The organism is Pseudomonas sp. NBRC 100443 (assembly GCF_030268185.1).
Classification (GTDB): Bacteria; Pseudomonadota; Gammaproteobacteria; order Pseudomonadales; family Pseudomonadaceae; genus Pseudomonas; species Pseudomonas citronellolis.
In genome coordinates, this window is sequence record NZ_BSQE01000012.1 from 24,214 (window position 1) to 45,082 (window position 20,869).

The window sequence follows — 20,869 nt, forward strand, 5'->3', positions numbered from 1 at the left end:
CCCGCTCAGAAGCGCACATCCACCACCACGCTGTCGCTGTAGGTGCCGGCTGGCGGCGTGGGCTGGTCGGGGAGGATTTCCGCGCGGTAGTCGAAGCCCTGGTAGGTGAGGCCGTCGAGGCTGCCGGGGTTCAGTTCGGCGCTGCTGCTGGGGCGCCTTTCAGTGCCCGCAGAGCCCCAGCGCTCGCTGCCGCTGCTCGACTTGTACAGCTCGTAGGCCAGGCGGTTGCCGCCGCTGGCCATGTGCCGCTGGCCGCCGCTGGCGTTGACGCCGTCGCTCAGGCCGACGTCGTAGCTCGTGCCCTTGGAGCAGCGCACCTGGATGCGCTGCTGCACCGGGCGGAAGCCGGCGATCAGTGGCGCGCTGCCGAAGTTCACGGCGGGCGCGTTGAGCTGGCAGTCGCGGCGGACCTGCACCGTCAGTTGCAGGCTGGTGAGCACGCCCGTGCCCCAGTCGGTCGGCGCCGAGGTGCAGACTTCCAGCAGGCAGCCGCCGCTCACGCCGGGCGTGATGTCCCAGCCGGGGAAATAGCAGGCGCCCAGCACCCGGCCGGCCACGCAGATGCGCCAGTGCCAGCGCAGCTGGATGGTGGCGGTGTAGGTGCCGGGCGCCACGTTGGCCGGGCGCAGGCGGGCGTGCAGGGGGAATTGCGAGACGTCCGGCGTGCCGCCGGGAAACGGGAAGCGGGAATAGTCGTAGAACAGGCCCTGCTGCAGGCGCTGGGTCAGGCCGGCGTCGCCGTACAGCTCGAAGGGGATGGTGTCGCCCGTGGCGGCGTTGCGCAGCACGCCGCCGTTGAGGTTCTCCGGGAGCAGGCGTATCCAGTTTTCGCGGATCGGGTAGCCCTTGAGGCTGCATTGGGCGCCGCCGGAGAGCTGCCTGGCCGGGGCGCCGTTGGCGATGGTCATCGAGCCGTGGGTGCCGAAGCTCGCGTTGCCGGGGTTGGGTTTGCATTGCTCGGTCACGGTATGGGCCAGGCCGGTGAGTGGCGCCAGGGCCAGGAGGGGGAGCAGGTAGCGCGGTATGGTCATGGTCGACTCCGGGGTTCAGCGGCAGGGCAACGGGCCCAGCTGCGCCAGTTCTTCGGCCTGCGGGTCGAGGTCGAAGACCAGGCTGCAGGCCTGGCCGTCGGGCAGGCTTACGCGCAGGCGGTTGTGCGCCTGCAGGTGTTCCAGGTAGACCAGCCCGTCCCAGCCCACCGGCACCGGCGGGCCACCGTTGACGCGGGCCTGGGCGCCGATCGGCAGCGGCCGGCCGTGGCTGTCGTGCAGCAGCAGGCTGGCGGCCAGCACCCGCTGCAACGGGAAGCGCAGCAGGTAGCCGCTGCCGGAGCGCACCGCCACGCGCTGCTCCACCAGCGGCGCCACGACGTTGGAGGCCAGGCCCAGCGGGTCGATCTCGTACTTGCCGGCGTAGTAGGCGCTGCTCCAGGGCACCAGCAGGTGACCGTCGGCGTTGGTGTGGCCGACCAGCTGGTTCTCGTAGCGCACCGGAACGCCGGCCTGGCCGTCGGTGCTGACCAGCACGAAGGCGTCGTGCACGCGGTTGGCGGGGAACAGCGCGCCGTCCATCCAGGCCAGCGAACCGCTGGCGTCGGCCCAGTGGGTCTGCTCCCGCGCGCTGCCATAGACGCCGCCCTGGAGCTGCAGGCGGTCGCCGCGCCAGTTCAGCGCGGCATGGCGCCAGTCGTCGGCCCGGCCGTTGTCGACGTAGCCGAGGTTCCAGCCGAAACCGCCCTCGCTGGGCGCCGACTCGCTGTAGTCGACGCGGCGGCTACCGTCCCCGCTGGCGCTGCGTTCGACGCCGACGCTGAGGGTGCCGCGCAGGTCGAACGGCACCACCAGTTGCACGGCGCTGCTCCATTTGCCGTTGCCCAGCTCGCGGTTGGCGGACAGGTAGAGGCTGGCATCGCCCCACAGCGGCCGGCTCCAGGACAGGTTGAGCAGGCGGGTGCGGCTGCCGTCGCCGGCCTCGACGTCGAAATAGCCGGCGCCCAGGCTGCCCCAGTCGTCCAGCGTCACGCTGGCGGTGGCCTGGGTGCTGCTGCGGCTGGGGCGTAGGCGCCAGTAGCGGTCATCGTCGTCGTCCTGGCGGCGCCGGGGGCGCTGCCGGGTGTCGTCGTAGCGGGCCAGGTCGCTGTAGTCGGCATCGCGCTGCAGGCGTTGCACGGTGAAGCTGAAGCGCCGCGCGTTGTACTGGTAGCCGAAGCTCAGCTGCCTTCCGCCGTCGCCGCCGTGCTGGCCGTGGCTGATGGCGCCGTTGAGCACGCCCAGGGTGCCCAGGCGCAGCATGCCGCCCAGGCCGGCCTGGGCGAGGCCGGCGGCGGCTTCGGCCTGGGCCTCCAGGGTGAAGGTGTCGCTCAGGCCGTGGCGCAGGGCGCCGGTGAAGGCGCCTGGCCCGTAGGCGAAGTTGTCCTGGCCATAGCCGCGCCGGAGGTTGCCCAGGCCCAGGGAGAAGTCGCTCAGGCCCGGGCGCAGCAGGTCGCTGCTGACGTAGAAGGGCACGCTGGTGGAGATCTGGCGGCCCAGGGCGTCGGTGGTCTGCAGCACCGCCTGGCCGGCGCCGTTGATGTAGGGCAGGTTGCCGATGCTGAAGGGGCCGGGCTGCAGTTCGAAGCGGCCGTTGCGGTAGCCGTCGATGAACAGGTCCAGGGTGCTGGGCAACGCCGCTTCGCCGGCGAAGCGCGGCAGCGGGTAGGTCAGCACGTCGGGGCGGATGGCGAAGTTGCGCGACAACTGCAGCCCGCCCAGGCGCACCGGCGTGCTCCAGGCCAGGGAGCGGCTGACCAGGTCGCCGGCCTCGTAGGTCAGCAGGCGTTCCTCGTCGTCGTAGCGCCAGTTGCTGTCGTAGCGCAGGTAGCGGCTGGGCTGTGCCGAACCGCCATGGACCTGCTGGTAGACGCCGCTGTGGCTGAAGACGCCGAAGCCGCCGAACAGGCGCAGGTCGGCCCAGGCCGTGCTCGTATCCTGGCCGCGTCGCGGGCTGCTGGCGTAGAACTGGTAGTTGAGCAGAGCGCCGAAGCTGCTGCGTGCCGGCACGTAGCCGGTGGCGCGCGCCTGGCCGAGCTGCTGCTCGGGCAACCACTGCGGCGGCACCTGCAGCAGCAGGCGCTGGCTGGCGGCCTCGTAGCGCACCTCGACGCCGGGCAGGCCGCCGACGTCGACCTGGCCGCCGCGCGGCACCGGCAGGCCGGCCGCGCGCAGGTCGGCGGCCTCGACCCAGAAGCGGCCCTGGCGCAACGTCACCGCCACCACCTGGCCGCTCGTGCGCAGGTTCACCAGCAGCTCCAGGTAGAGTTGCTGGTCGTCGGACAGGGCGCCCGCATCCCGGGGCGGCGGTGGCAGCGGCGCACTCGACAGGCGTTCCGCCTCGAACAGCAGGGTGGCGCCGGTGAGCAGCGGCAGCCAGGGGCGCGTCTGCCTGCCCATGCTTCAGGGCGCCGCGGCGGGAATCTCGCCGCGCACGCCATTGATCTCGGCCCACAGGCGCCCGCCGCTGGCGGGCTTGCGCGGCATTGGCCAGCGCATGGCGCTGCCGGCCAGCACGTAGCCGAGCAGGTCGTCGCCCACCGGCAGGGTACCGTCGCCCTGTTCGATGGCCGCCCGCGTCAGGCGGACATGCACCGCGCCGCGGTTGCGCACCTCCAGGTAGGTGCGGCCGCCTTCGTCGACCAGGCGCCAGTCCAGCCGCGCGGCCGTCGCGTCCTTCGCGCCGAGCCCGTCGCCGTAGAGGAACAGCGGTACCGAATAGCGCAGCTGGAAGCGGATGTCGCTGCCCTCGGCCGCTGGCTGCTGGGCCTGCGGCGCGGGAATCTCGTCGATGACGATGCGGTAGGCGCGCTCGCTGCCGGGGGCGGTCGGCGCCAGGCGGGTGAGGCGCACCAGTTGCCTGGCCCCCGCCGGGATGCGCAGCATCGGCGGGCTGCCGACCACCTCGCGCTGCGCCTGGAAGTGCTCCTCGCCGCCGGCCTGGCTCCAGGCGAAGATGCGCAGTTGCAACTGGGCCGGCTGGGCGCCGCGGTTTTCCAGCCAGAGCGCGCTGGCCCGCTGGTCGTGTTCCAGCACCGGGTCGATCGGCCAGATCAGGATCGAGCTGGCGGCGCGGGCTGTGGCGGCCGGCAGGGCGAGGGCGGCGAGCAGGGCCGCGACGAAGCGCAGGCGGGTATCGGGCAAGGGCATCACGGGGCTCCTGGCGCGCTCACCATGACAGGGTCACGGTGAGCCGGTCCTGGTAACGCCCGGCGGACTGGTTGCCGGGCAACTGGAGGGCGGCATGGATCGGCAGGCGGATGTCGTCGGGGTTGCCGTAGTCGATGCTCAGGTTGCCGCCGATGGGGATTTCCCGGCTGAGGCCGGCATCGGCGTACAGGCGATAGGCCAGCCGCGCGTTGCCCGCGCCAAGGTGGCGCAGGCCACCGGTGGCGTGCTGGCCGCCATCGACCGTCATACGCAGGGCGATGCCGGGGGTGCAGGCGAGAGTGATGGCGCCATTGGGCGTCAGCTGGGCGCCGATCCTGGCCGTGGAAGTGGCCGGATGGCGGCCGAAGTCCAAGCGGCCGAGGTTGCCCAGGTTGCCGCCGTTGCCGGGCGGCGCATGGTTGACCAGGCAGCCCTGGGTAACGCTGGCGGAGACGCGGAAGCCGGCCCGGGTGGCGGCATCGCTGCCCGGCGCCTGCAGCAGGCTGGCTAGCAGCAGGGCCAGCCCGGTCGCCGCGGCGCGAGGCAGCAGGTGAGGAAGCGTCATGGCGGGGAAGGACCGGCCGGTTTCGCCCTGGGCGATTGCGGCAGCGGCCTCAGAATTCCAGGGTGAGGGTCAGCGTGTCCCTGTAGACGCCGCTGCCCTTGGCGTTGGCGTTCGGTGCGATGGTGCCGTAGATCGGCACATCCACGGCCTTGCCGTCGGCGGGAACCCTGAAGGTTGCCCCTCTGTTGATGACATAGGGGCTCTTGCCGGCGGAGTCCCGGTACAGCAAGTAGCTGACCGTGTCGGTGCCGCTGCCGTTGAGCAGTGAGCGGTCACCGCGCAGGCCGCCGTCGATGATGACATTGAAGAAAGTGGTGACCGGGTCGCAGGTGACCTGAAGGCTGTTGCCGTCCGGGCCGGCCAGGCGTGCCTTGAGCGCGCGGGTCCAGGTCGGGCTGGTCCGGGGGAAGTTGAGCGTACCGAAGTTGAGGATGCCTTCGCTGGAGGCGCTGCCCTGGGTCACCTGGCAGCCTTTGGAAACCTCCAGGACGACACCCACCTGGCCCTTGATGTCCGCCGCGGCCTGGCTCAGGGGCAGGGCGAAGGCGGTGGCTAGGACGTACTTGAGCTTGTGATGCGGCATGGTCTTGGCCTCGCTAAGGGAATTGCGGAAATTTTCCCCAGGAATGACCAAGTTGAACTATCTGAAACTGCTGCTGGGTTCGTAGGCTTATTCGCCAGATCGAGAAGGTGTTTTTTGTAGGTCGATGTAGGCCTTGCAGGCCTCAAGAATCGACGGCTTTGTCTACAGTGCCGATGGGGGAGGGTGTCTGGAAAAAGCGGGGAGATGGCGGGGTAGGAAAGCGGGTCCCGATGACGGGACCCGCGGCGGAAAATGGCTGGCCGGAGGCGGTCAGGCCTTTCCTATGAGCGATTGACTCAGCGGCCGGGATTCGATCCACCAGCCGAACACCAGCCCGACGGTGCTCCAGAGGATCGCCTGGATGCCCAGGGACACCAGGCGGAACTGCCACAGCAGGTCGGCCGGGAAGTCCGCCGGCACTTCGCGCACGGCCGGGAACAGCAGGCCGGCGACGGCGCAGATGCCCAGGTACACGGCGATGCCGGCGACGGCGCCGGTCCAGGCGCCGTGCTCGGCGAGCAGGCGGCGGCCCAGGTTCAGCGAGATGACGGCGGCGGCGATGGACAGCGCGATCATCAGGAAGAACAGCGCGGTGCGCTGGCGGATGCTCTCCGGGTCGCCCACCGACGGCGGGTTGGCCGGGTATTTCAGGCTCGGCACCAGGTATAGGGCGACGAAGGCCGCCAGGGCCAGCAGTGCGCTCAGCGCGCGCGGGCTCAGGCGCCCGGTGCGGCCCAGGCCGTAGGCGAACACCAGGGCGAACAGCCCGCCCATGGCGGCGCCGTAGACCACCACGCCGGTGAGCAGGCCGAAGCTGGCCTGGACCTCGCGGCTGACCAGCTCTTCCTCGTGGTCGTGGGCGGCGCCGCCGCTGGTGGCTTCCTCGGCCTCGTGCAGGGCCGACATCTGTTCTTCGAAGGCGATGGCGCGGTCCACCTGGGGCTCGCCGAAGACGAAGGCGAACGCGAAGACGATCAGGCCCGCCAGGACGCCGACGAGCATCCCGCGCAGCAGGAGTTTTCCAGTCATGTCAGGGAGTCCCCGGGTCAGTGGCAGGGGAAGCCCAGCAGGTGGCGGCCGTCGTGGACGAATTCGTGCACGTACATGCCCTTGAACATCGAGGTGGCGCCCTGTTCGGCGCCGACGAAGTACAGCGCCAGGAGCAGCAGCAGGCCGCCGAAGATGGCCCAGGGCAGCAGCTCGGAAAGCGGGATGACGGGGAGCGATGTGCCGGTATCGGCGTGGGTGGCTGAATGAGCCATGGAAACCTCCTAGGATTGCGCGTCCTGAAACGGTTGGCGGTTCGTTTTGTGGGGAAGGGTCTGACTCTCGGTGCCGGGACCGAATACAGTGGCGCGACCGTGCCGGGTTTTCACCGGCTTCCTTCCAAGTAACAAAGTGCTACGAGAGCGTCGGGCAGTGTAAACCCCGGCGCCTGCGAATGGGAGAGAATTCGATGCCGAGCCGCCTGAGCTTCGTCTGCCACGGGCGCACCGCCGCCCAGCGCCAGGGCTGCTTCGCCCAGGCCGACGAGCCATTGGAGCCGGGCCAGGACGAACGCCTGGCCGAGCGTCGCGCCGGGCTCAAGGCGCCGCGCCGGGTGCTCTGCGCCCCCGAGCTGCGCGCCCGGCAGACCGCCGCCGCCTGGGGCGCCGAGCCGCAGCTGGTGGAAGCCCTGCGCGACTGCGACTACGGCGCCTGGCGCGGACAAAGCCTGGAGGCCCTTCAGGCCACGGCAGCGCAGGACCTGGCCGCCTGGCTGACGGACCCCGTCGCCGCGCCCCACGGCGGCGAATCCCAGGTGCAGTTGTGCGAGCGCGTGGGCGCCTGGCTCGATGCCTTCGACGAGGACGGCCACTTCATCGTCGTCAGCCATCCCGCGGTGCTGCGCGCCGCCGCGCTGCACGTGCTGCGGGCCGATGCGGCGGCGTTCAACGCCATCGACGTCGAACCGCTGGGCGTGCTGCGCCTGGTCCGCAACGGCCGCTGGCGCCTGCGCCTGTGACGGGGCGCGGTCTATGCTGTGTGGGCCCCAGCGCCACGAGGAGACCGCCATGGCCAGCCATCCCCGCCTGATCCCCTGCCTGCGCTACCGCGACGCGCCGGCGGCCATCCAATGGTTGTGCGACACCTTCGGCTTCGTCCGCCAACTGGTGGTGGACGACGGCGAAGGCGGCGTGGCCCATGCCCAGCTGTGCCTGCCCGACGGCAGCGGCATGCTGATGCTGGGCTCGGCGGTGGACAACGAGTATGGCCGGCTGATGCGCCGGCCCGAGGACGTCGGCGGCTGCACCCAGAGCCTGTACCTGCTGGTGCCCGACGCCGAGGCCCTGTACCGCCGCGCGCTGGACGCCGGCGCGCGGATGGTCATCGACATCCGCGACGAGGACTACGGCGGCCAGGGTTTCACCTGCCGCGACCCCGAGGGCCACGTGTGGAGCTTCGGCACCTACGACCCCTGGCATTGAACGAAGAAGGAGCAAGGCATGAAAGAGGTGGTATTCGCCGATGGCGCCTACGTCCCGGCCATCGGCCAGGGCACCTGGCGTCTGGGCGAGGACAGGGCGGCGCGCAAGCGCGAGGTGGCGGCCCTGCGCGAAGGCATCGAGCTGGGCCTGACGCTGATCGACACCGCCGAGATGTACGGCGAGGGCGGCTCGGAAGAGGTGGTCGGCGAAGCCATCCGCGGCCTGCGCGAGCAGGTCTTCCTGGTCAGCAAGGTCTACCCGCACAACGCCAGCGCCCGCGGCGTGCCGGCGGCCTGCGAGCGCAGCCTGAAGCGCCTGGGCACCGACTGCCTGGACCTCTACCTGCTGCACTGGCGCGGCCAGTACCCACTGGAGGAAACCGTCGAGGCCTTCGAACGCCTGCGCCAGGACGGCAAGATTCGCCGCTGGGGCGTCTCCAACTTCGACCTCGACGACATGCGGGAACTGGGCGCCCTGCACTGCGCCACCAACCAGGTGCAATACAGCCTGGAAGAACGCGGCATCGAATGGGACCTGCTGCCCTGGTGCCAGGAACAGCGCATGCCGCTGATGGCCTACTGCCCGGTCGGCCAGGGCGGCCGCCTGCTGCGCAACGCCACCCTGCGCGAAGTGGCCGAACGCCACGGCGCGACACCGGCGCGGGTGGCCCTGGCATGGCTGATCCGCCAGGAAGGGGTGATCGCCATTCCCAAGGCGGTGGAGGCTGTGCATGTCCGCGACAATGCGGCGGCGCTGCAGCTGCGGCTGGATGGGGAGGACCTGGCGAAGCTGGACGCGGCCTTCCCGCCGCCAAGGCGCAAGATGCACCTGGCGGTGGTTTGAGGCTGGGCTGGCTTTTCGGCTTTTCCGGCTGTCCGTGCTTTTGGCTTTCTGGCTTTCTGGCTTTCTGGCTTTCTGGCTTTCTGGCTTTCAGCTTTCAGCTTTCAGCTTTTCGTAAGCGAGTTTGCTCGCGAATGGTGTTTGCCGGCGGCATAGGTGCTGTGTTCAAGAGCGCCCTCTCCCCAGCCCTCGGCTGCGCGCCCCGCCCTGAAGGGAGAGGGGGCTTGTCCGTGCCGAGAGGAGGAATGGTTCCAGCCGGAAACCTTCGGTGCTGCCGGCTGACTCAGGAATACCCACGCACTCCAAACGGTCCCCTCTCCCTTCAGGGAGAGGGTTAGGGAGAGGGAGCGGAGCCAAGCCCGAGCACCCACGTACCCGGTAGGCACCCTCCGCAAGCTCTCTCACCCGACCACCGCTCCTATAAAAATCCCCCCCACCATGATAAGAAGCGCCCATCAGCAAGCTGGAGGCAGTCATGGGCAAGTTGCGTGTCGGGGTGATTTTCGGTGGGCGTTCGGCGGAGCACGAGGTATCGCTGCAGTCGGCGAAGAACATAGTCGATGCCCTGGACCGCTCGCGGTTCGAGCCAGTGTTGATCGGCATCGACAAGGACGGCCGCTGGCACCTGAACGACGCCTCCGACTACCTGCTCAACCAGGAGAACCCGGCGCTGATCGCGCTCAATCGCTCCAACCGCGAGCTGGCCGTGGTGCCTGGCAAGGCCGAGCGGCAACTGGTGGAAACCGGTAGCCGGCAGTTGCTCGACCACGTCGACGTGATCTTCCCCATCGTCCACGGCACCCAGGGCGAGGACGGCTGCCTGCAGGGCCTGCTGCGCATGGCCGACATCCCCTTCGTCGGCGCCGACGTGCTCGGCTCGGCCATCTGCATGGACAAGGACGTGAGCAAGCGCCTGCTGCGCGACGCCGGCATCGCCATCACCCCCTTCATCACCCTGACCCGCGCCACCGCCGCGCGCACGCCCTTCGCCGAGGCGCAGCGCCAACTGGGCCTGCCGCTGTTCGTCAAGCCGGCCAACCTGGGTTCCTCGGTGGGTGTCAGCAAGGTCGAGGACGAGGCCGGCTACGTCGCCGCCGTGCAACAGGCCCTGGCCTTCGACGACAAGGTGCTGGTGGAGGCCGCGGTGAACGGCCGCGAGATCGAGTGCGCGGTGCTCGGCAACGACGAGCCCATCGCCAGCGGCTGTGGCGAGATCGTGGTGCGTGGGGGCTTCTATTCCTACGACAGCAAGTACATCGACGAAGACGCCGCCCGGGTGGTGGTGCCGGCGGACATCGATGCCGCGGCCTGCGAGCGCATCCGCCAGCTCGCCGTGGAAGCCTTCCAGGTGCTGGGCTGCTCGGGCCTGGCGCGGGTCGACGTGTTCCTCACCGGCGATGGCCAGGTGCTGGTCAACGAACTCAACTCGCTGCCCGGCTTCACCCGCATCAGCATGTACCCCAAGCTCTGGCAGGCCGCCGGCATGAGCTACAGCGAACTGGTCAGCCGGTTGATCGACCTGGCCCTGGAACGCCACGCCGCGCGCCGCCGCCTGCAGACCAGCCGCTGAGGCGGGCGCGGCGGGGGCCGGTTACTCCGGGCGTTCCTCGTGGGTGCGCTGGTGCGCAGCCTCGAGCAGTGCCTGGGTGTCGGCGTGGAGCATGCGCAACGTCGCGCTCCAGCGCGCCAGGTCCCACTGCGAGGCACTGGCGGCGGGGTGCTCCTCCAGCAGGTCGAGCACGCCGCCGAGCGCCCGCAGGCGCTGCAGGGCGGTGTCGAGCAACTGCGTCGAGGGAGCCAGCGTGTCGATGTAAAGCACTTCGGAGAAGGCCTGCGAGCTTTCCGGAAGGGGTTTGAACTCACGAATCCTGAAAGGCTCTTGAATGCCCGGGCGGGCGTTCTTCGCGCGGAGGGGCGCGGGCTTGGAAGGGAACTGGTGCATTTCCTTACGCTCCTTGGACCGGATGGAACCCGCCGCTTCCGTTGCGACACGGAGGGCGGCGAGCCGTGCAGGGGTCGCAAACCGGAGGTCCAAGGAGAATCCGGCCAGGCGGAAGCCTGCCCTGCACGGCCAGCCATGACCAAGGCAAACGCTAGGCGCAGGTAGCGCCTTTGCTTTGAATGCTGCTGCTGTGCTGAAGGACCTTTGGGTTGCGACACCCTGTCATGGCAAACGCCATGACGGCGGGAAGACTATCGATCCGGCTCGTGGGAGCTGAGCGTTATGTGCTGTAGGGAAATTCCTTGATGAGGGTTTTCTCGATGGCGTTCCCGGTTTGCCGAGGCCGTGCCCGGTGGCTGCAAATTTGACCGTCCAGCCTCTACACTCCTCGAAGTCACATTGGCCAGCCTAAGGAGCCAGACGATGAGTTCTTCCTCGCGGACGGTATTGGCGGCAGCGCTGGCGGCGCTGCTGGTTGCTGTTGTTCCGGTCGCACACAACCCGGCCTGGGCCGAGGACGCCGCACCGCCCAGCGGCATGGAGGCCGACGACCAGCAGGGCCCGCTGGGCGACCTCAGCGAATACGGCCGCCTGGCCGAGGAGTCGCTCGACGCGGTGGGCGCCGACGACTTCGCCACCGCCCGGGCCAAGGTCGACGCCCTGCAGGCCAAGTGGCGCGCCGCCGCCGCCGAGCTCAAGCGCAAGAGCCCGGAGGACTGGAAGGCCGCCAACGCGGCGGTCGAGGGCGCGGTGCGGGAACTGCACGCCAAGTCCCCGGACAAGGACCGCAGCCTGGACTCGCTGAACACCCTGCTGTCCACCTTCAACGACATCCAGGGCATCAGCGACTGACCCCCGCCCGGCCAGGGCCCGCCGACGGCCCTGGCCCTGCGGAGCGTTGGCCTCCCGAGCGGCGGCCGGCGCTCAACGAAATCCTCACATTCGCCTCGCGGAGTTTTCACCTTCGCCCGTGCAGGATGGCGGCCAGCATCCGGCAGCGTGCCGGGTGCGTTCCGAACCATCGAGCGCGAGGCCTGTGGCGAAGTGAGGCAGATTCCGGAAACCTGGCGGCGTCCATCCGGACGGGTAATGGCCCTGGCCTGCGGGCTGCTCGGCCTGCTGGCCGTGGCCCTGTGCGGCGCGGCCAGCGTCGCGGCGCAGCGCCCGCCGCTGCCGGGCGAGGACGACCTGGCCCGCCACTGGCGCCTGGGCGAGGTGGTGGTGCTGGTGCGCCACGCCGAACGCTGCGACCGCTCCGACGCCCCCTGCCTGGGCGCCGAGGACGGCATCACGGTGCGCGGCGGGGCGCTGGCCACGGCCCTGGGCGACGACTACCGCAGCCGCTTCGGTCTGGACAACGCCGACGTCTACGCCAGCCCGCTGACGCGCACCCTGCAGACCGCCAGCCTGATGTTCGGCGACGGCACCCTGGGCCAGGCCTGGGTCGCCGACTGCACCGGCAACCTGCTCAACCACGTGCTGGAACACAAGGCCAGCCACCGCAACCTGATCCTGGTCACCCACAGCGAATGCATGGAGCAACTGGCCCAGGCGCTCAGCCACCGGGACCTGGAAACCCCCGGCTACGGCACCTCGCTGGTGCTGTTCAGCGACGCCCGCGGCGGCCTGCAACTGGCCGGCGAGATCGCCCCGCGGGACTGGGCTCGCCTGCAATTGCGCTGAGCCGACGGCGCCGCTGCGCTTGCGGCATCGGCGGAAGCGGTCCTAGGCTTGCGGGGGAGGGCGGTGCCGTCGTCCGCCCCGGGAGCCGCCAATGCCACGCGTCCAGCTCGGCGGGGTCAAGGAAACCCTGCTGATCACCTTCTACGCCAAGGCCATGGAAAGCCGTCTGCCCGATTCGTTGCTGCAGGACCGCTTCGCGGCCGCCGCGCTGGCGCGCCTGGACTACGACTTCGCGCGCTTCCGCCTGGGCCGCAGCAGCTACGTCGGCATCGCCCTGCGCGCCTGGAAGCTCGACCGCTGGGCCGCCGAATTCCTCGCCGCCCACCCCGACGCCTGCGTGGCGCACCTGGGCTGCGGCCTGGACAGCCGGGTGTTCCGCCTTGACCCGCCGCCCAGCGTGGCCTGGTTCGAAGTGGACTACCCGGACGTGCTGGCGCTGCGCAGCGAGGTATACCCGGCGCGCGAAGGCTGCACCCTGCTGCCCGGCGCCATGGGCGACCCGTCCTGGCTCGACGCGCTGCCCACCGGCCGCCCGCTGCTGATCGTCGCCGAAGGCCTGATGCCCTACCTGCGCGAAGCGGAGGTGAGCGCATTGCTGCGCGGCTTGCTGGCGCGCTTCCCCCAGGGCGAGCTGATCTTCGACGGCTACAACCGCTTCGGCATCCGCATGCTGGGGCTGTTCCTGCCCTTCTGGGCACGCGGCGCCCGGGTGCACTGGGCACTGGACGAGCCCAAGGAACTGGAGGCGTTGGTGCCAGGCCTGCAACTGGTCGAGGAGCGCCTCACCTACACCCCCGAGGAATGCCGGCGGATGGCCTGGTCGTCCCGCGCATTCGTGCAACTGATGCAGCGCTGGCCCACCCTGGGTCGTATCGGTCGGTTGCTGCGTTATCGCTGGTAGGTGGCTGCATGGGTGTGACATCGGCGCTCGGGTTTTTCCCTCACCCCAGCCCTCTCCCGGAGGGAGAGGGGGCTAGTCCGTGCCGAGAAGGGAGATGGAGTCAGTTGGGAATCCCGTAGTTGCCGGCTAACGCCGAAACACCCGCGCACGCCGAACGGTCCCCTCTCCCTCCGGGAGAGGGTTAGGGTGAGGGGGCCGCAGGCCTGCTCGCTCGATTCGCTCCTACGAGAAGCCATGCGCACCGGTATGGTAGGAGCAACTGTCTTGTGCCGAGGTGCTTTTCGTAGGATGGCGTTGAGCGAAGCGATACCCATCACCACGGCAGCATGGGTATCGCAAGCTCAACCCATCCTACGAAGAGCAGTGCTTCCCGGAACCGGAGCGGGCCTTGCCCGCGATTCGCGCGCAGGGCGCGCTCCTACAGTGGGAATGACATCGGCGCTCGGGCTTTCCCCACCTAGCCATCTAACGCCGAAACACCAACGCACTCCGAACGGTCCCCTCTCCCTTCAGGGAGAGGGTTAGGGAGAGGGCGCTCTTCAGGCCACACACCACAGGCCTGCCTGTGGTGGTCCGCTCAGCCCCTCCTACAAAACCCCAGCCCAAGCCGACAGCACCAGAAGCACCGCCAACCCCCGATTCAACCGCTGCAACGCCCGCGGCGAGCGCAACAACCGCGCACTGCCGGCGCCGAGCCCGGCCCAGGCGCTCAGGCAAGGCACGCCAACCATGAAGAATAACAGCGACATCAACTGGATGCGCAACAGGCGGTCGTCGCCCTGGCCGGCATAGACGCCGATCACCGCCAGGGCCACCGTCCAGTTCTTCGGGTTCACCAGTTGCAGCAGCGCCGCATCCAGCAGGCCGACGCGCCGTGCCGGCACGGCGCTTTCCAGGCCAGGCGGCGGGCTGCTCCAGATCTGCCAGGCCAGCCAGGTCAGCCACAGCACCCCGGCGGCGGCCATGATGCCCTGCACCTGCGGCCGCCCGGCGAGCAACTCGCCCAGGCCGCTGCCCACCGCCAGCACCACCAGCGCCGCGCCGCCGCAGCCGCCGAAGACGATGGGCAGCGCCGCGCTCCAGCCGTGGCGGGCGCTGTTGCTGAAGATCAGCAGGTTGGTCGGCCCGGGGGTGATGGCGGCGACGAAAGCGAACAGCAGGAAGGGCAGCCATTGCTGCAGGGCCTGGATCATGACAAGGGCTCCGTGGGACGTGGAGCCGCTATCCTCGCCGCGGCCCGGCCGTCAGTCTGGAAGCTTTGAGCAGCGCTGCCGGTAGTACGCCGGGGTAACGCCATAGGCGCGGCGGAACCAGCGCCCCAGATGGCTCTGGTCGGCGAAACCGAGGTCGGCTGCAACCTGCGCCGGAGCCAGGCCGCGGCCCAGCAACTGGCGTGCGCGGGCCAGGCGCAGCTGGATCAGGTACGCGTGCGGCGGCAGGCCGAAGGCCTCCTTGAACGCGCGGCTGAGGCGGAAACGGTCGCAGCCGGCGGCGCGGGCCAGGTCGTCGAGGTCGATGTCCTGCATCAGGTTGGCGTGCAGGTAGTCCCGGGCGCGCAGGGCCACCAGAGGCAGGCGCGGGTGGTCGTCGATGCGCTTGCGCCAGTGCAGGCGTTGGGTGAGGCCGCCGAGCAACTCGTCGAGGGCCGCCTGGCGCACGATGCGCAGGTCCTGGCCATGCACGGCCTGGAAGGCGGCGTCGATGGCGGCGGCCATGCGCGTGTCGTCGAACAGCACCTGGGGCACGCTCAACTGGCAATCGGCCGGGGCCTCCTCGAACAGCGCGCCCACTTCGCGCTCCAGCCACTGCGGGTCGAGGTAGAGCATGCGGTAGGTGAAGCCGCCGGCGGTGGGCGCGTCGCCGTCGTGGATCTCCCCGGGTTCGAGGAAGAACACCTTGCCCGGCGTGCTGACGTTGCGCGCCTGGCGGCAGCGGAACTGCTGCACGCCGGTCTCGGTGAAGCCGATCAGGTAGGCGTCGTGCCAGTGCGGATCGTAGGCGTGGCCCTTGAAATGGGCGCGCAGCGTCTCGATGCCGGTGTCGGCATCCTGCGCCAGGTCGATCCAGTTGTCGCTGTACATGCCGCGCCTCCGCCGCGCCCGCGAGTCGTTCAGGATACCGCGCGGGCGGGCGGCGTCTGGAAGATTTGTGCAGCCGACCGTCAGGGCCAACTGCCCTCCGGGTTCCAGGTCGAGACCATCAACCGCACCTGCCCCTTGATGGCGGCGGCGTCGGGGTTGCCGTGGACGTCGCTGTCGATCGGCAGCAGCACCTGGATGCCGCTGCCGTCCAGCTCCTTGGCCTGCAGCGGGATGGTCGCGGTGTTCATCCCGGTGTTCTGCCAGGCGTAGCGGATGGTCCACTGGTCGCTGCCGTCGGTGGGGCGCTCCAGCTGGATGATCACGGTGTCGCGGTACAGGTAGCTGCCTTCGTAGTGGCTGTTGGGCCAGAAGCGCTTGTCGATCTCGTAGTCCGGCACCCGCACGCCGAGGGTGAGGCTGTAGGCCAGGCCGGGCAGTTCGGGGTCGACCTTGCCGAATTCGGCGAGGAACACGCTGGACAGGTACAACTGCGTGCCCGGCTTCCAGTCCGCCTGGGTGAGGCAGGCCGCGGAATCCTCTTCCGCCGTGCGCCGCGACAGGTACCAGGGCTTGCTGCGCGGCGAGGCCAGCAGCTCGATCTGGTAGAGCGCGTTGACCGGGTCGCCCTTGGCGGCGTCGAGCACCTCCTTGGGCAGGCGCAGCTCGTCGATGTCCAGCCAGATGTCGACGCGCACGTTGCCGAACAGGAAGCGCACCAGGTTCTGGAAACTCTCCTCGCTGTTGACGATGCCGAAGAAGCCGGAATGCGCGCGGTAGGCGAATGCCTTGGCGCATTCCTCGCCGAGCGTGCCGTCGGCGTTCAGGCCGTGCAGCGTGGCGTTCTCGATGCGCACCAGGCCGTCGCTGCCGTGGCCGACGAAGGTGCGCGACAGGCCCGCGGCCACCTCGTAGTCGCTGCGGTTGGTGCCCACCATGCAGAACACGCGGCTGGAGGGCAGGGCGCTTTCGGGCAGCAGGTCGACCTTGTCGTAGCCCTTCGGCAGCTTGGGCAGGCGCAGGTATTCGCGCATGCGCTTGTCACGGTTGAAGTTGTCGATGTCGAACGGTAGCGAAAAGGCCGGGACATTGAGGCCTGCGACGTCGATGCCGTTGTGTGGCGTGGCGTAGGTGAAGAACTTGTCCACCGCCCGGCGGGCATCGTCCGAACCGCAGGCCGGGTTCTGCAGGAAGGTGCGGCACACCAGCCCACCCATGGAGTGCGCCACCAGATGGCAGCGGAAGTCTTCCTTCTTCGCCAGCTCGTTGGCCGGGTTGGCGAAGGCCAGGTCGCGCAGGTGCAGGATCAGCTCGCTCAGGCCCTGGCCGAACTGCTCCATGCTGGGCGTCTTGCCGACGCCCAGCAGCGTGGAGGCCGGGTCGTAGTAGCGGTAGATGACGATGGAGCGGGCGGCCAGCTTGTTGTTCTTCTGCGTCAGCCAGTTGGGGTCGAGGATGTCATAGCCATCCTCGTACACGTCGCCGTAGCCGAACTGGCTGGCCAGGCGGATCACCGGCGATTCGAACACGAACTTGCGCGGCGGCGCGCCCGCGGTGGCCACCGCGCGCATCACCGTGGAGCCCAGGTTGAAGCCGCAGAAGGGGTCAGCGGTGGTCTCGTCGATCTCGCCGCGGCTCATGGCGTAGCCGCGCACGTAGATGATTGGGTAGAAGGGTGCCTTCATCGGTTGCTGTTGCATGGTCGATCTCCCTGTCGGGCCGTAGCGGGGCGGGCGATGGCTCAGGCGGATTCCACCGTCTGCGGCGAAGCGCCTTCTCCGTTCGGGACAGCAAGGGGGGATGATCCATGACGCCTGATCATCGGCAGCGACAGGGCGATGCATGCCAGGGGCAGCCGGGCCATACCGTTTCGTATATACGCTGGGCGGAAACTTGCAAGGACCCACCCGCCGGGCGGCGGTGAGGTCGGCCGTCGGATTCGCGGCGCGGGCCGGGCGGCTGTGCTACCACTTGCCCTCTGTCCCCTCGGTAAACAGGCGGTCCGCCATGGCGCTCGTGCTCTACGGTCACCCGTTTTCCTCGTACACCCAGAAGGTGCTGATGGCGATGTACGAGAACCAGACGCCCTTCGAATTCCGCTGCATCGGCCCCGACACGCCGCAGCACGCGGCGCAGTGGTTGCGGCTATGGCCGCTGGGCAAGTTCCCGCTATTGCTGGACGGCGAGCGCAGCCTTGCCGAGAGCAGCATCATCATCGAATACCTGCAGCTCACCCACGGCGGCCCCGTGCGCTGGCTGCCGGACGACCCGCTGGCGGCCCTGGACGTGCGCTTTCTCGACCGCTTCTTCGACCTGCACGTGATGACGCCGGTGCAACATGCCGTGGGCGGCGCGCTGACGGGCGACGCGACCAAGCGCCAGGAAGCCCTGGCCGACGCGGTGGAAAAGCTCGAACGCGCCTACGCCTGGCTGGAAGGCCAACTGCCGGGCCGCACCTGGGCCGCGGGCGAAGCCTTCACCCTGGCCGACTGCGCGGCCGCGCCCGCGCTGTTCTACGCCGACTGGACGCACCCCATCGGCGAAACCTACCCGACCCTGCGCGCCTACCGCGCCCGCCTGCTGGCGCGCCCCTCGTTCGCCAGGGCGGTGGACGAGGCCCGGCCCTACCGCCCGCTGTTCCCGCTGGGCGCGCCCGACCGCGACTGAGCCCGCACGAAAAAGGCCGGCCCCGTTGGCACGGGCGCCGGCCTGGTCAGGTAGTGGAGCGGGGTTACGCGTTGGCGGGGGCCAGTGCGCGCTTGCGCGCCAGCTCGTACAACTGCCGCGCTTCGCCCACCAGCGGCACCAGGGCGGAGGCGACCCGCGCCGTTTCATGCACCAGCACATCGTGGCCTTCGTGCACCTCCAGCACCCGCAGCAGGTCCTCCAGCGCGTTCAGCCGGCGCTCGGCCACGTCGTAGAGATGCTCCGCAGGGGCGGAAAGGTCGACATACAGCACGCCATCGAAGGCCTGGGATTGCAGCGGTACCAGCTTGCGATCAGGCATGACGCACCTCCGGGATGGAGGCGAAGGGGAGGGAGGACAGCAAGGCACGTACAACGAACAGTGGGTGTTTAGGCATTTCCGTTGCTCCTGTTTCGGAGGAAGGAGCCGCCCGCCCGGAAAGGGCGGCGGACCGTGCGGGGTCGCAGTACCGGTTGTCGGTGTGAGCAATAACCCGGCCAGGCAGAAGCCTGCCCCGCACGGTTCGCCATAGCTGCGCCAAGCAGCAGGCGATAAAAAGCGCCTTCGCTGGGAGCGCTGGCGCTTTTCAGCTCACTGGACAATTCCGGACTGCGATCCGGACCACGGGATCGACCGTGGCAGGAACGGAATCTATCGATGGGGTTTGTAGGCTCACAAGGGCGAATGTGGGTGGGAGTTTTCGGATGGAGCAGGGGCCGATTTCGCTGAGGTCAACCCTGGCCCTGCTGCTTGTTGAGCATCGACTGGATGTGCAGCACCGAGTCCTGGGTGCGCTTGGCCAGGTTGCGCACCTCGTCGGCCACCACGGCGAAGCCGCGCCCCTGCTCACCCGCCCGCGCCGCCTCGATGGCCGCGTTCAGGGCCAGCAGGTTGGTCTGCTCGGCAATGCCCTTGATCACGCCCGCCATCTGCGAAATCTCGGCGTAGGTGTTCTGGATGCTCACCTGCTCCCGCTCGCGCAGCGCCTGCGCAGCCTTCTCATCGGTGATTTCCCGGGTCGCGCCGGTCACCCGCAACAGCACGCCGTTGGCATCTCGCAGGCAACGCCCACGCTCGCGGAACCACAGGTCGCCGCGGGTCTTGTGACGCATGCGGTACTCGACGACATAGACGCGCTGCCCGGTGGGGTCGGCCATCATCTCGCCGAAAGCCTGCATCACCCGCTGCTGGTCCTCGGGCTGGGTGATGGCGAAATAACTGTCCCAGCCATCGGGAAACTCCTGGCGGTTGTAGCCGATCAACGAACGGAACTGATCCGACCAGCGAATCACGTTGGCCGGATGGTCGGGGTTGCCATCGACCACGCAGAGGTCCCAGCAGCCCTCGGTCAGCGTCTGCTTGGTCAACTCCCACACCTGCTGCTCCTCCAGCAGCCGCGCCCGCTCCGCTTCGACCGCGGCGGCCCACTCCTCGGCACGCTTCAGCGCCTGCTCGGCTTCGGCCTGCTGCTGCTCGCGCAAGCTGAGCGCGGCCTGTAGTTCCTGCAGTTGGGCCTCATCGACGGAGGCGTGGTGTTCCACCTGGCGTGTGAGGGTGGCGCGGTCTTCCTGCCAGCGGTTCTGAACATCCTGCAAGGCCAGCGCAAGCTCGCGGTGACGGCTCAGCGCGGCATACTCGGCCGGGCTACGCCAATTCCCCGCCAGCCACTGCCGACACAACTCACCCACCTCACCCGCCAGTTCCCGCGCCCCCTTTGCGAACCACATGCCTCGCCACCCCTCGCCGCTTGCGGTGATGTCAAATTAGTATGAAATCATATTTTATATGTAAATGGGGGTGGTGAGGGAAGGGGAAGGATGTTTTTGGCGTGGGTGGGGGACTTCGTCTGACATCACCTGGCCTTGCTGAGCGAGGTGCTGGTTCTGAAGTTGGCAAGCTTCCCGGCCGGCTTGCGCGCTGAACCGGCCATCGACAGGGTCCAAGATGTGGGGGAGCATGGGGTAGTGGCTATCTGCCGTTCGCCATTGGCTGCAACCGGCCAGAAGCAGCCGGTTAGTATTTTTTCTTCGGTGACGGCTTCGGACTGGCTGTGGTCATACAGTCATGGTCGCCGTACGGCTGCTGCGGCATAGACTCTTTACCGAATTTCTTCAATGGCCTGGGTTGTGGGCTTCAAAGGTCGGAGTTTCTTCAAGGCATCGTTCAGTTCCACTCCAATGTTTACGGTCAGATGCTGAGTACGGTCATGCTCTTTCCGCATAAACTCGCGAGCGTTGGTTTTTTTAAACAACTCTCCTGCGTACCAGAACGATTCCAAGGACAGAATCCACTTATCTTCCCGCCTGCCAGTAACGTCCTCGTTCAGCTCTGAGCGGACAATGCTGCGGTGCTTTGACGTGTTGGTCAGGGCATTAAGGTACTTGTAATCATCGCCAGTTGTGATCTCGCGGAATAATCTACAGAGCTTGTCGTACTCGGGATGCCCGGCATCGCGTTGCTGCTCTAGGCGCTTGAGGACTTCCTTGGCATAGATGTCTCGCTCCTTGAGGGGCTTGGGGAGCTTGTCCAGCGCCAGTGAGTAATAGAGCATGTGGGAACAGGTATCCGCCACGGCATGCAGGCTCTGGACGAAGGCTGTGATATTCGCCCTGATCTTCAGCATCAGGTAACTAAACTCATCGTAGTCCTCGTAGACACCCCACAGGCCTGTCTCTTTCAGTTTGGATTCGATGTATTCACTCATCATGTCTAAGGCTTCGTGGTAGTGGTAGCGGCAGAAATCAGGTCTGTCCGTCATGGATCTTACGCTAGGGTGCGCCTTCTTCCACTGCGCCGCCCCGAATACCGCAGTGACTAGTTCCCTCGTCAACCCAATGTCCCATGTGGGGTTCTTCTTTTCTTCAGTTTCAGAATCGACGTCCATTTTTCCCCTTATTTGGTTGGGAAATCTCTAAGTTGTCAGTCCGCGTACGTACTTTAGCTGT

General features: G+C 68.3%; 21 protein-coding genes and 1 pseudogene. 8 read left to right on the forward strand and 14 right to left on the reverse strand.

Annotated elements, in window-relative coordinates; genetic code table 11:
* Nucleotides 1-5: 5 nt before the first annotated feature.
* The 7 genes from QSJ95_RS16915 to QSJ95_RS16945 all read right to left on the reverse strand — a co-directional run bounded on the left by QSJ95_RS16915 (nucleotide 6) and on the right by QSJ95_RS16945 (nucleotide 6,588).
* Nucleotides 6-1,031: a Csu type fimbrial protein gene (locus QSJ95_RS16915; protein WP_058489019.1), complete on the reverse strand. Its 1,026-nt coding sequence runs from the start codon at nucleotides 1,029-1,031 to the stop codon at nucleotides 6-8.
* Between the two features lie 15 nt (nucleotides 1,032-1,046).
* Complete coding sequence (locus QSJ95_RS16920) at nucleotides 1,047-3,428, reverse strand: fimbria/pilus outer membrane usher protein (RefSeq protein WP_285643957.1); 2,382 nt, start codon at nucleotides 3,426-3,428, stop codon at nucleotides 1,047-1,049.
* Nucleotides 3,429-3,431: 3 nt separating this feature from the next.
* On the reverse strand, nucleotides 3,432-4,178 hold the full coding sequence (locus tag QSJ95_RS16925; protein WP_267852289.1) for a fimbrial biogenesis chaperone: 747 nt from the start codon (nucleotides 4,176-4,178) through the stop codon (nucleotides 3,432-3,434).
* A 19-nt stretch (nucleotides 4,179-4,197) separates the two neighbouring features.
* Nucleotides 4,198-4,743: a Csu type fimbrial protein gene (locus QSJ95_RS16930; RefSeq protein ID WP_009618968.1), complete on the reverse strand. Its 546-nt coding sequence runs from the start codon at nucleotides 4,741-4,743 to the stop codon at nucleotides 4,198-4,200.
* A 49-nt stretch (nucleotides 4,744-4,792) separates the two neighbouring features.
* Entirely contained in the window at nucleotides 4,793-5,326 is a 534-nt protein-coding gene (locus QSJ95_RS16935) for a Csu type fimbrial protein (RefSeq protein ID WP_009618970.1), read from the reverse strand.
* 270 nt (nucleotides 5,327-5,596) lie between these two features.
* Nucleotides 5,597-6,355: a CbtA family protein gene (locus QSJ95_RS16940; RefSeq protein ID WP_058489022.1), complete on the reverse strand. Its 759-nt coding sequence runs from the start codon at nucleotides 6,353-6,355 to the stop codon at nucleotides 5,597-5,599.
* Between the two features lie 17 nt (nucleotides 6,356-6,372).
* The gene (locus QSJ95_RS16945) at nucleotides 6,373-6,588 is read right to left on the reverse strand and encodes a CbtB domain-containing protein (protein ID WP_043267075.1); all 216 of its coding nucleotides are present in this window, start codon (nucleotides 6,586-6,588) and stop codon (nucleotides 6,373-6,375) included.
* A gap of 194 nt (nucleotides 6,589-6,782) precedes the next feature.
* Here QSJ95_RS16945 and QSJ95_RS16950 point away from each other — a divergent pair, with 194 nt between their 5' ends.
* From QSJ95_RS16950 to ddlA, 4 genes are all read left to right on the forward strand, one after another.
* Nucleotides 6,783-7,331 carry a histidine phosphatase family protein gene (locus tag QSJ95_RS16950; RefSeq protein WP_058489023.1) on the forward strand — a complete coding sequence of 183 codons (549 nt, stop codon included), beginning with the start codon at nucleotides 6,783-6,785 and terminating at the stop codon, nucleotides 7,329-7,331.
* 49 nt (nucleotides 7,332-7,380) lie between these two features.
* Nucleotides 7,381-7,794, forward strand: a complete 414-nt coding sequence (locus QSJ95_RS16955; protein WP_009618981.1) for a VOC family protein — start codon at nucleotides 7,381-7,383, stop codon at nucleotides 7,792-7,794.
* Nucleotides 7,795-7,812: 18 nt separating this feature from the next.
* Nucleotides 7,813-8,637, forward strand: a complete 825-nt coding sequence (locus QSJ95_RS16960; protein ID WP_285643970.1) for an aldo/keto reductase — start codon at nucleotides 7,813-7,815, stop codon at nucleotides 8,635-8,637.
* A gap of 472 nt (nucleotides 8,638-9,109) precedes the next feature.
* Complete coding sequence (gene ddlA, locus QSJ95_RS16965) at nucleotides 9,110-10,204, forward strand: D-alanine--D-alanine ligase (protein ID WP_058070121.1); 1,095 nt, start codon at nucleotides 9,110-9,112, stop codon at nucleotides 10,202-10,204.
* Between the two features lie 21 nt (nucleotides 10,205-10,225).
* On the opposite strand, the gene QSJ95_RS16970 is transcribed toward ddlA, so the two are convergent.
* Entirely contained in the window at nucleotides 10,226-10,576 is a 351-nt protein-coding gene (locus QSJ95_RS16970) for a hypothetical protein (protein WP_009618984.1), read from the reverse strand.
* 423 nt (nucleotides 10,577-10,999) lie between these two features.
* On the opposite strand from QSJ95_RS16970, the gene QSJ95_RS16975 reads away from it, so the two are divergent.
* The 3 genes from QSJ95_RS16975 to QSJ95_RS16985 all read left to right on the forward strand — a co-directional run bounded on the left by QSJ95_RS16975 (nucleotide 11,000) and on the right by QSJ95_RS16985 (nucleotide 13,160).
* Entirely contained in the window at nucleotides 11,000-11,428 is a 429-nt protein-coding gene (locus tag QSJ95_RS16975) for a hypothetical protein (RefSeq protein WP_145923872.1), read from the forward strand.
* Nucleotides 11,429-11,665: 237 nt separating this feature from the next.
* Nucleotides 11,666-12,259 carry a lipopolysaccharide core heptose(II)-phosphate phosphatase PmrG gene (gene pmrG, locus QSJ95_RS16980; RefSeq protein ID WP_061561201.1) on the forward strand — a complete coding sequence of 198 codons (594 nt, stop codon included), beginning with the start codon at nucleotides 11,666-11,668 and terminating at the stop codon, nucleotides 12,257-12,259.
* 91 nt (nucleotides 12,260-12,350) lie between these two features.
* Nucleotides 12,351-13,160: a class I SAM-dependent methyltransferase gene (locus QSJ95_RS16985; RefSeq protein WP_043267066.1), complete on the forward strand. Its 810-nt coding sequence runs from the start codon at nucleotides 12,351-12,353 to the stop codon at nucleotides 13,158-13,160.
* A gap of 587 nt (nucleotides 13,161-13,747) precedes the next feature.
* On the opposite strand, the gene QSJ95_RS16990 is transcribed toward QSJ95_RS16985, so the two are convergent.
* The 3 genes from QSJ95_RS16990 to QSJ95_RS17000 form a co-directional block, all read right to left on the reverse strand.
* Nucleotides 13,748-14,353 (reverse strand): LysE family translocator, encoded by a 606-nt coding sequence (locus QSJ95_RS16990; protein WP_061561205.1) that lies wholly within the window; start codon nucleotides 14,351-14,353, stop codon nucleotides 13,748-13,750.
* A gap of 51 nt (nucleotides 14,354-14,404) precedes the next feature.
* Nucleotides 14,405-15,241, reverse strand: a complete 837-nt coding sequence (locus tag QSJ95_RS16995; RefSeq protein WP_285643975.1) for an AraC family transcriptional regulator — start codon at nucleotides 15,239-15,241, stop codon at nucleotides 14,405-14,407.
* A gap of 80 nt (nucleotides 15,242-15,321) precedes the next feature.
* Entirely contained in the window at nucleotides 15,322-16,938 is a 1,617-nt protein-coding gene (locus QSJ95_RS17000) for an esterase/lipase family protein (protein WP_285643978.1), read from the reverse strand.
* Nucleotides 16,939-17,245: 307 nt separating this feature from the next.
* On the opposite strand from QSJ95_RS17000, the gene QSJ95_RS17005 reads away from it, so the two are divergent.
* A complete protein-coding gene (locus QSJ95_RS17005) occupies nucleotides 17,246-17,905 on the forward strand; it encodes a glutathione S-transferase family protein (RefSeq protein ID WP_285643980.1) in 660 nt (219 codons plus the stop codon).
* A gap of 64 nt (nucleotides 17,906-17,969) precedes the next feature.
* On the opposite strand, the gene QSJ95_RS17010 is transcribed toward QSJ95_RS17005, so the two are convergent.
* From QSJ95_RS17010 to QSJ95_RS17025, 3 genes and pseudogenes are all read right to left on the reverse strand, one after another.
* On the reverse strand, nucleotides 17,970-18,245 hold the full coding sequence (locus QSJ95_RS17010) for a hypothetical protein (protein WP_043267059.1): 276 nt from the start codon (nucleotides 18,243-18,245) through the stop codon (nucleotides 17,970-17,972).
* Between the two features lie 422 nt (nucleotides 18,246-18,667).
* Nucleotides 18,668-19,651: pseudogene (locus QSJ95_RS17020) on the reverse strand (methyl-accepting chemotaxis protein); the annotation flags it as partial.
* 371 nt (nucleotides 19,652-20,022) lie between these two features.
* The gene (locus QSJ95_RS17025; RefSeq protein WP_285643983.1) at nucleotides 20,023-20,808 is read right to left on the reverse strand and encodes a hypothetical protein; all 786 of its coding nucleotides are present in this window, start codon (nucleotides 20,806-20,808) and stop codon (nucleotides 20,023-20,025) included.
* Nucleotides 20,809-20,869: the final 61 nt, after the last annotated feature.

Excerpts from the sequence above, each read along its gene's own strand:
- QSJ95_RS16975 (WP_145923872.1), top strand. The coding sequence starts at position 11,000 with ATGAGTTCTTCCTCGCGGACGGTATTGGCGGCAGCGCTGGCGGCGCTG.
- QSJ95_RS17010 (WP_043267059.1), bottom strand. The coding sequence starts at position 18,245 with ATGCCTGATCGCAAGCTGGTACCGCTGCAATCCCAGGCCTTCGATGGC.
- QSJ95_RS16990 (WP_061561205.1), bottom strand. The coding sequence starts at position 14,353 with ATGATCCAGGCCCTGCAGCAATGGCTGCCCTTCCTGCTGTTCGCTTTC.
- QSJ95_RS16945 (WP_043267075.1), bottom strand. The coding sequence starts at position 6,588 with ATGGCTCATTCAGCCACCCACGCCGATACCGGCACATCGCTCCCCGTC.
- pmrG (WP_061561201.1), top strand. The coding sequence starts at position 11,666 with ATGGCCCTGGCCTGCGGGCTGCTCGGCCTGCTGGCCGTGGCCCTGTGC.
- QSJ95_RS16930 (WP_009618968.1), bottom strand. The coding sequence starts at position 4,743 with ATGACGCTTCCTCACCTGCTGCCTCGCGCCGCGGCGACCGGGCTGGCC.
- QSJ95_RS16995 (WP_285643975.1), bottom strand. The coding sequence starts at position 15,241 with ATGTACAGCGACAACTGGATCGACCTGGCGCAGGATGCCGACACCGGC.
- QSJ95_RS16935 (WP_009618970.1), bottom strand. The coding sequence starts at position 5,326 with ATGCCGCATCACAAGCTCAAGTACGTCCTAGCCACCGCCTTCGCCCTG.
- QSJ95_RS16985 (WP_043267066.1), top strand. The coding sequence starts at position 12,351 with ATGCCACGCGTCCAGCTCGGCGGGGTCAAGGAAACCCTGCTGATCACC.
- QSJ95_RS17005 (WP_285643980.1), top strand. The coding sequence starts at position 17,246 with ATGGCGCTCGTGCTCTACGGTCACCCGTTTTCCTCGTACACCCAGAAG.
- QSJ95_RS17025 (WP_285643983.1), bottom strand. The coding sequence starts at position 20,808 with ATGGACGTCGATTCTGAAACTGAAGAAAAGAAGAACCCCACATGGGAC.
- QSJ95_RS17000 (WP_285643978.1), bottom strand. The coding sequence starts at position 16,938 with ATGCAACAGCAACCGATGAAGGCACCCTTCTACCCAATCATCTACGTG.
- QSJ95_RS16950 (WP_058489023.1), top strand. The coding sequence starts at position 6,783 with ATGCCGAGCCGCCTGAGCTTCGTCTGCCACGGGCGCACCGCCGCCCAG.
- QSJ95_RS16920 (WP_285643957.1), bottom strand. The coding sequence starts at position 3,428 with ATGGGCAGGCAGACGCGCCCCTGGCTGCCGCTGCTCACCGGCGCCACC.
- ddlA (WP_058070121.1), top strand. The coding sequence starts at position 9,110 with ATGGGCAAGTTGCGTGTCGGGGTGATTTTCGGTGGGCGTTCGGCGGAG.
- QSJ95_RS16970 (WP_009618984.1), bottom strand. The coding sequence starts at position 10,576 with ATGCACCAGTTCCCTTCCAAGCCCGCGCCCCTCCGCGCGAAGAACGCC.
- QSJ95_RS16960 (WP_285643970.1), top strand. The coding sequence starts at position 7,813 with ATGAAAGAGGTGGTATTCGCCGATGGCGCCTACGTCCCGGCCATCGGC.
- QSJ95_RS16925 (WP_267852289.1), bottom strand. The coding sequence starts at position 4,178 with ATGCCCTTGCCCGATACCCGCCTGCGCTTCGTCGCGGCCCTGCTCGCC.
- QSJ95_RS16940 (WP_058489022.1), bottom strand. The coding sequence starts at position 6,355 with ATGACTGGAAAACTCCTGCTGCGCGGGATGCTCGTCGGCGTCCTGGCG.
- QSJ95_RS16955 (WP_009618981.1), top strand. The coding sequence starts at position 7,381 with ATGGCCAGCCATCCCCGCCTGATCCCCTGCCTGCGCTACCGCGACGCG.
- QSJ95_RS16915 (WP_058489019.1), bottom strand. The coding sequence starts at position 1,031 with ATGACCATACCGCGCTACCTGCTCCCCCTCCTGGCCCTGGCGCCACTC.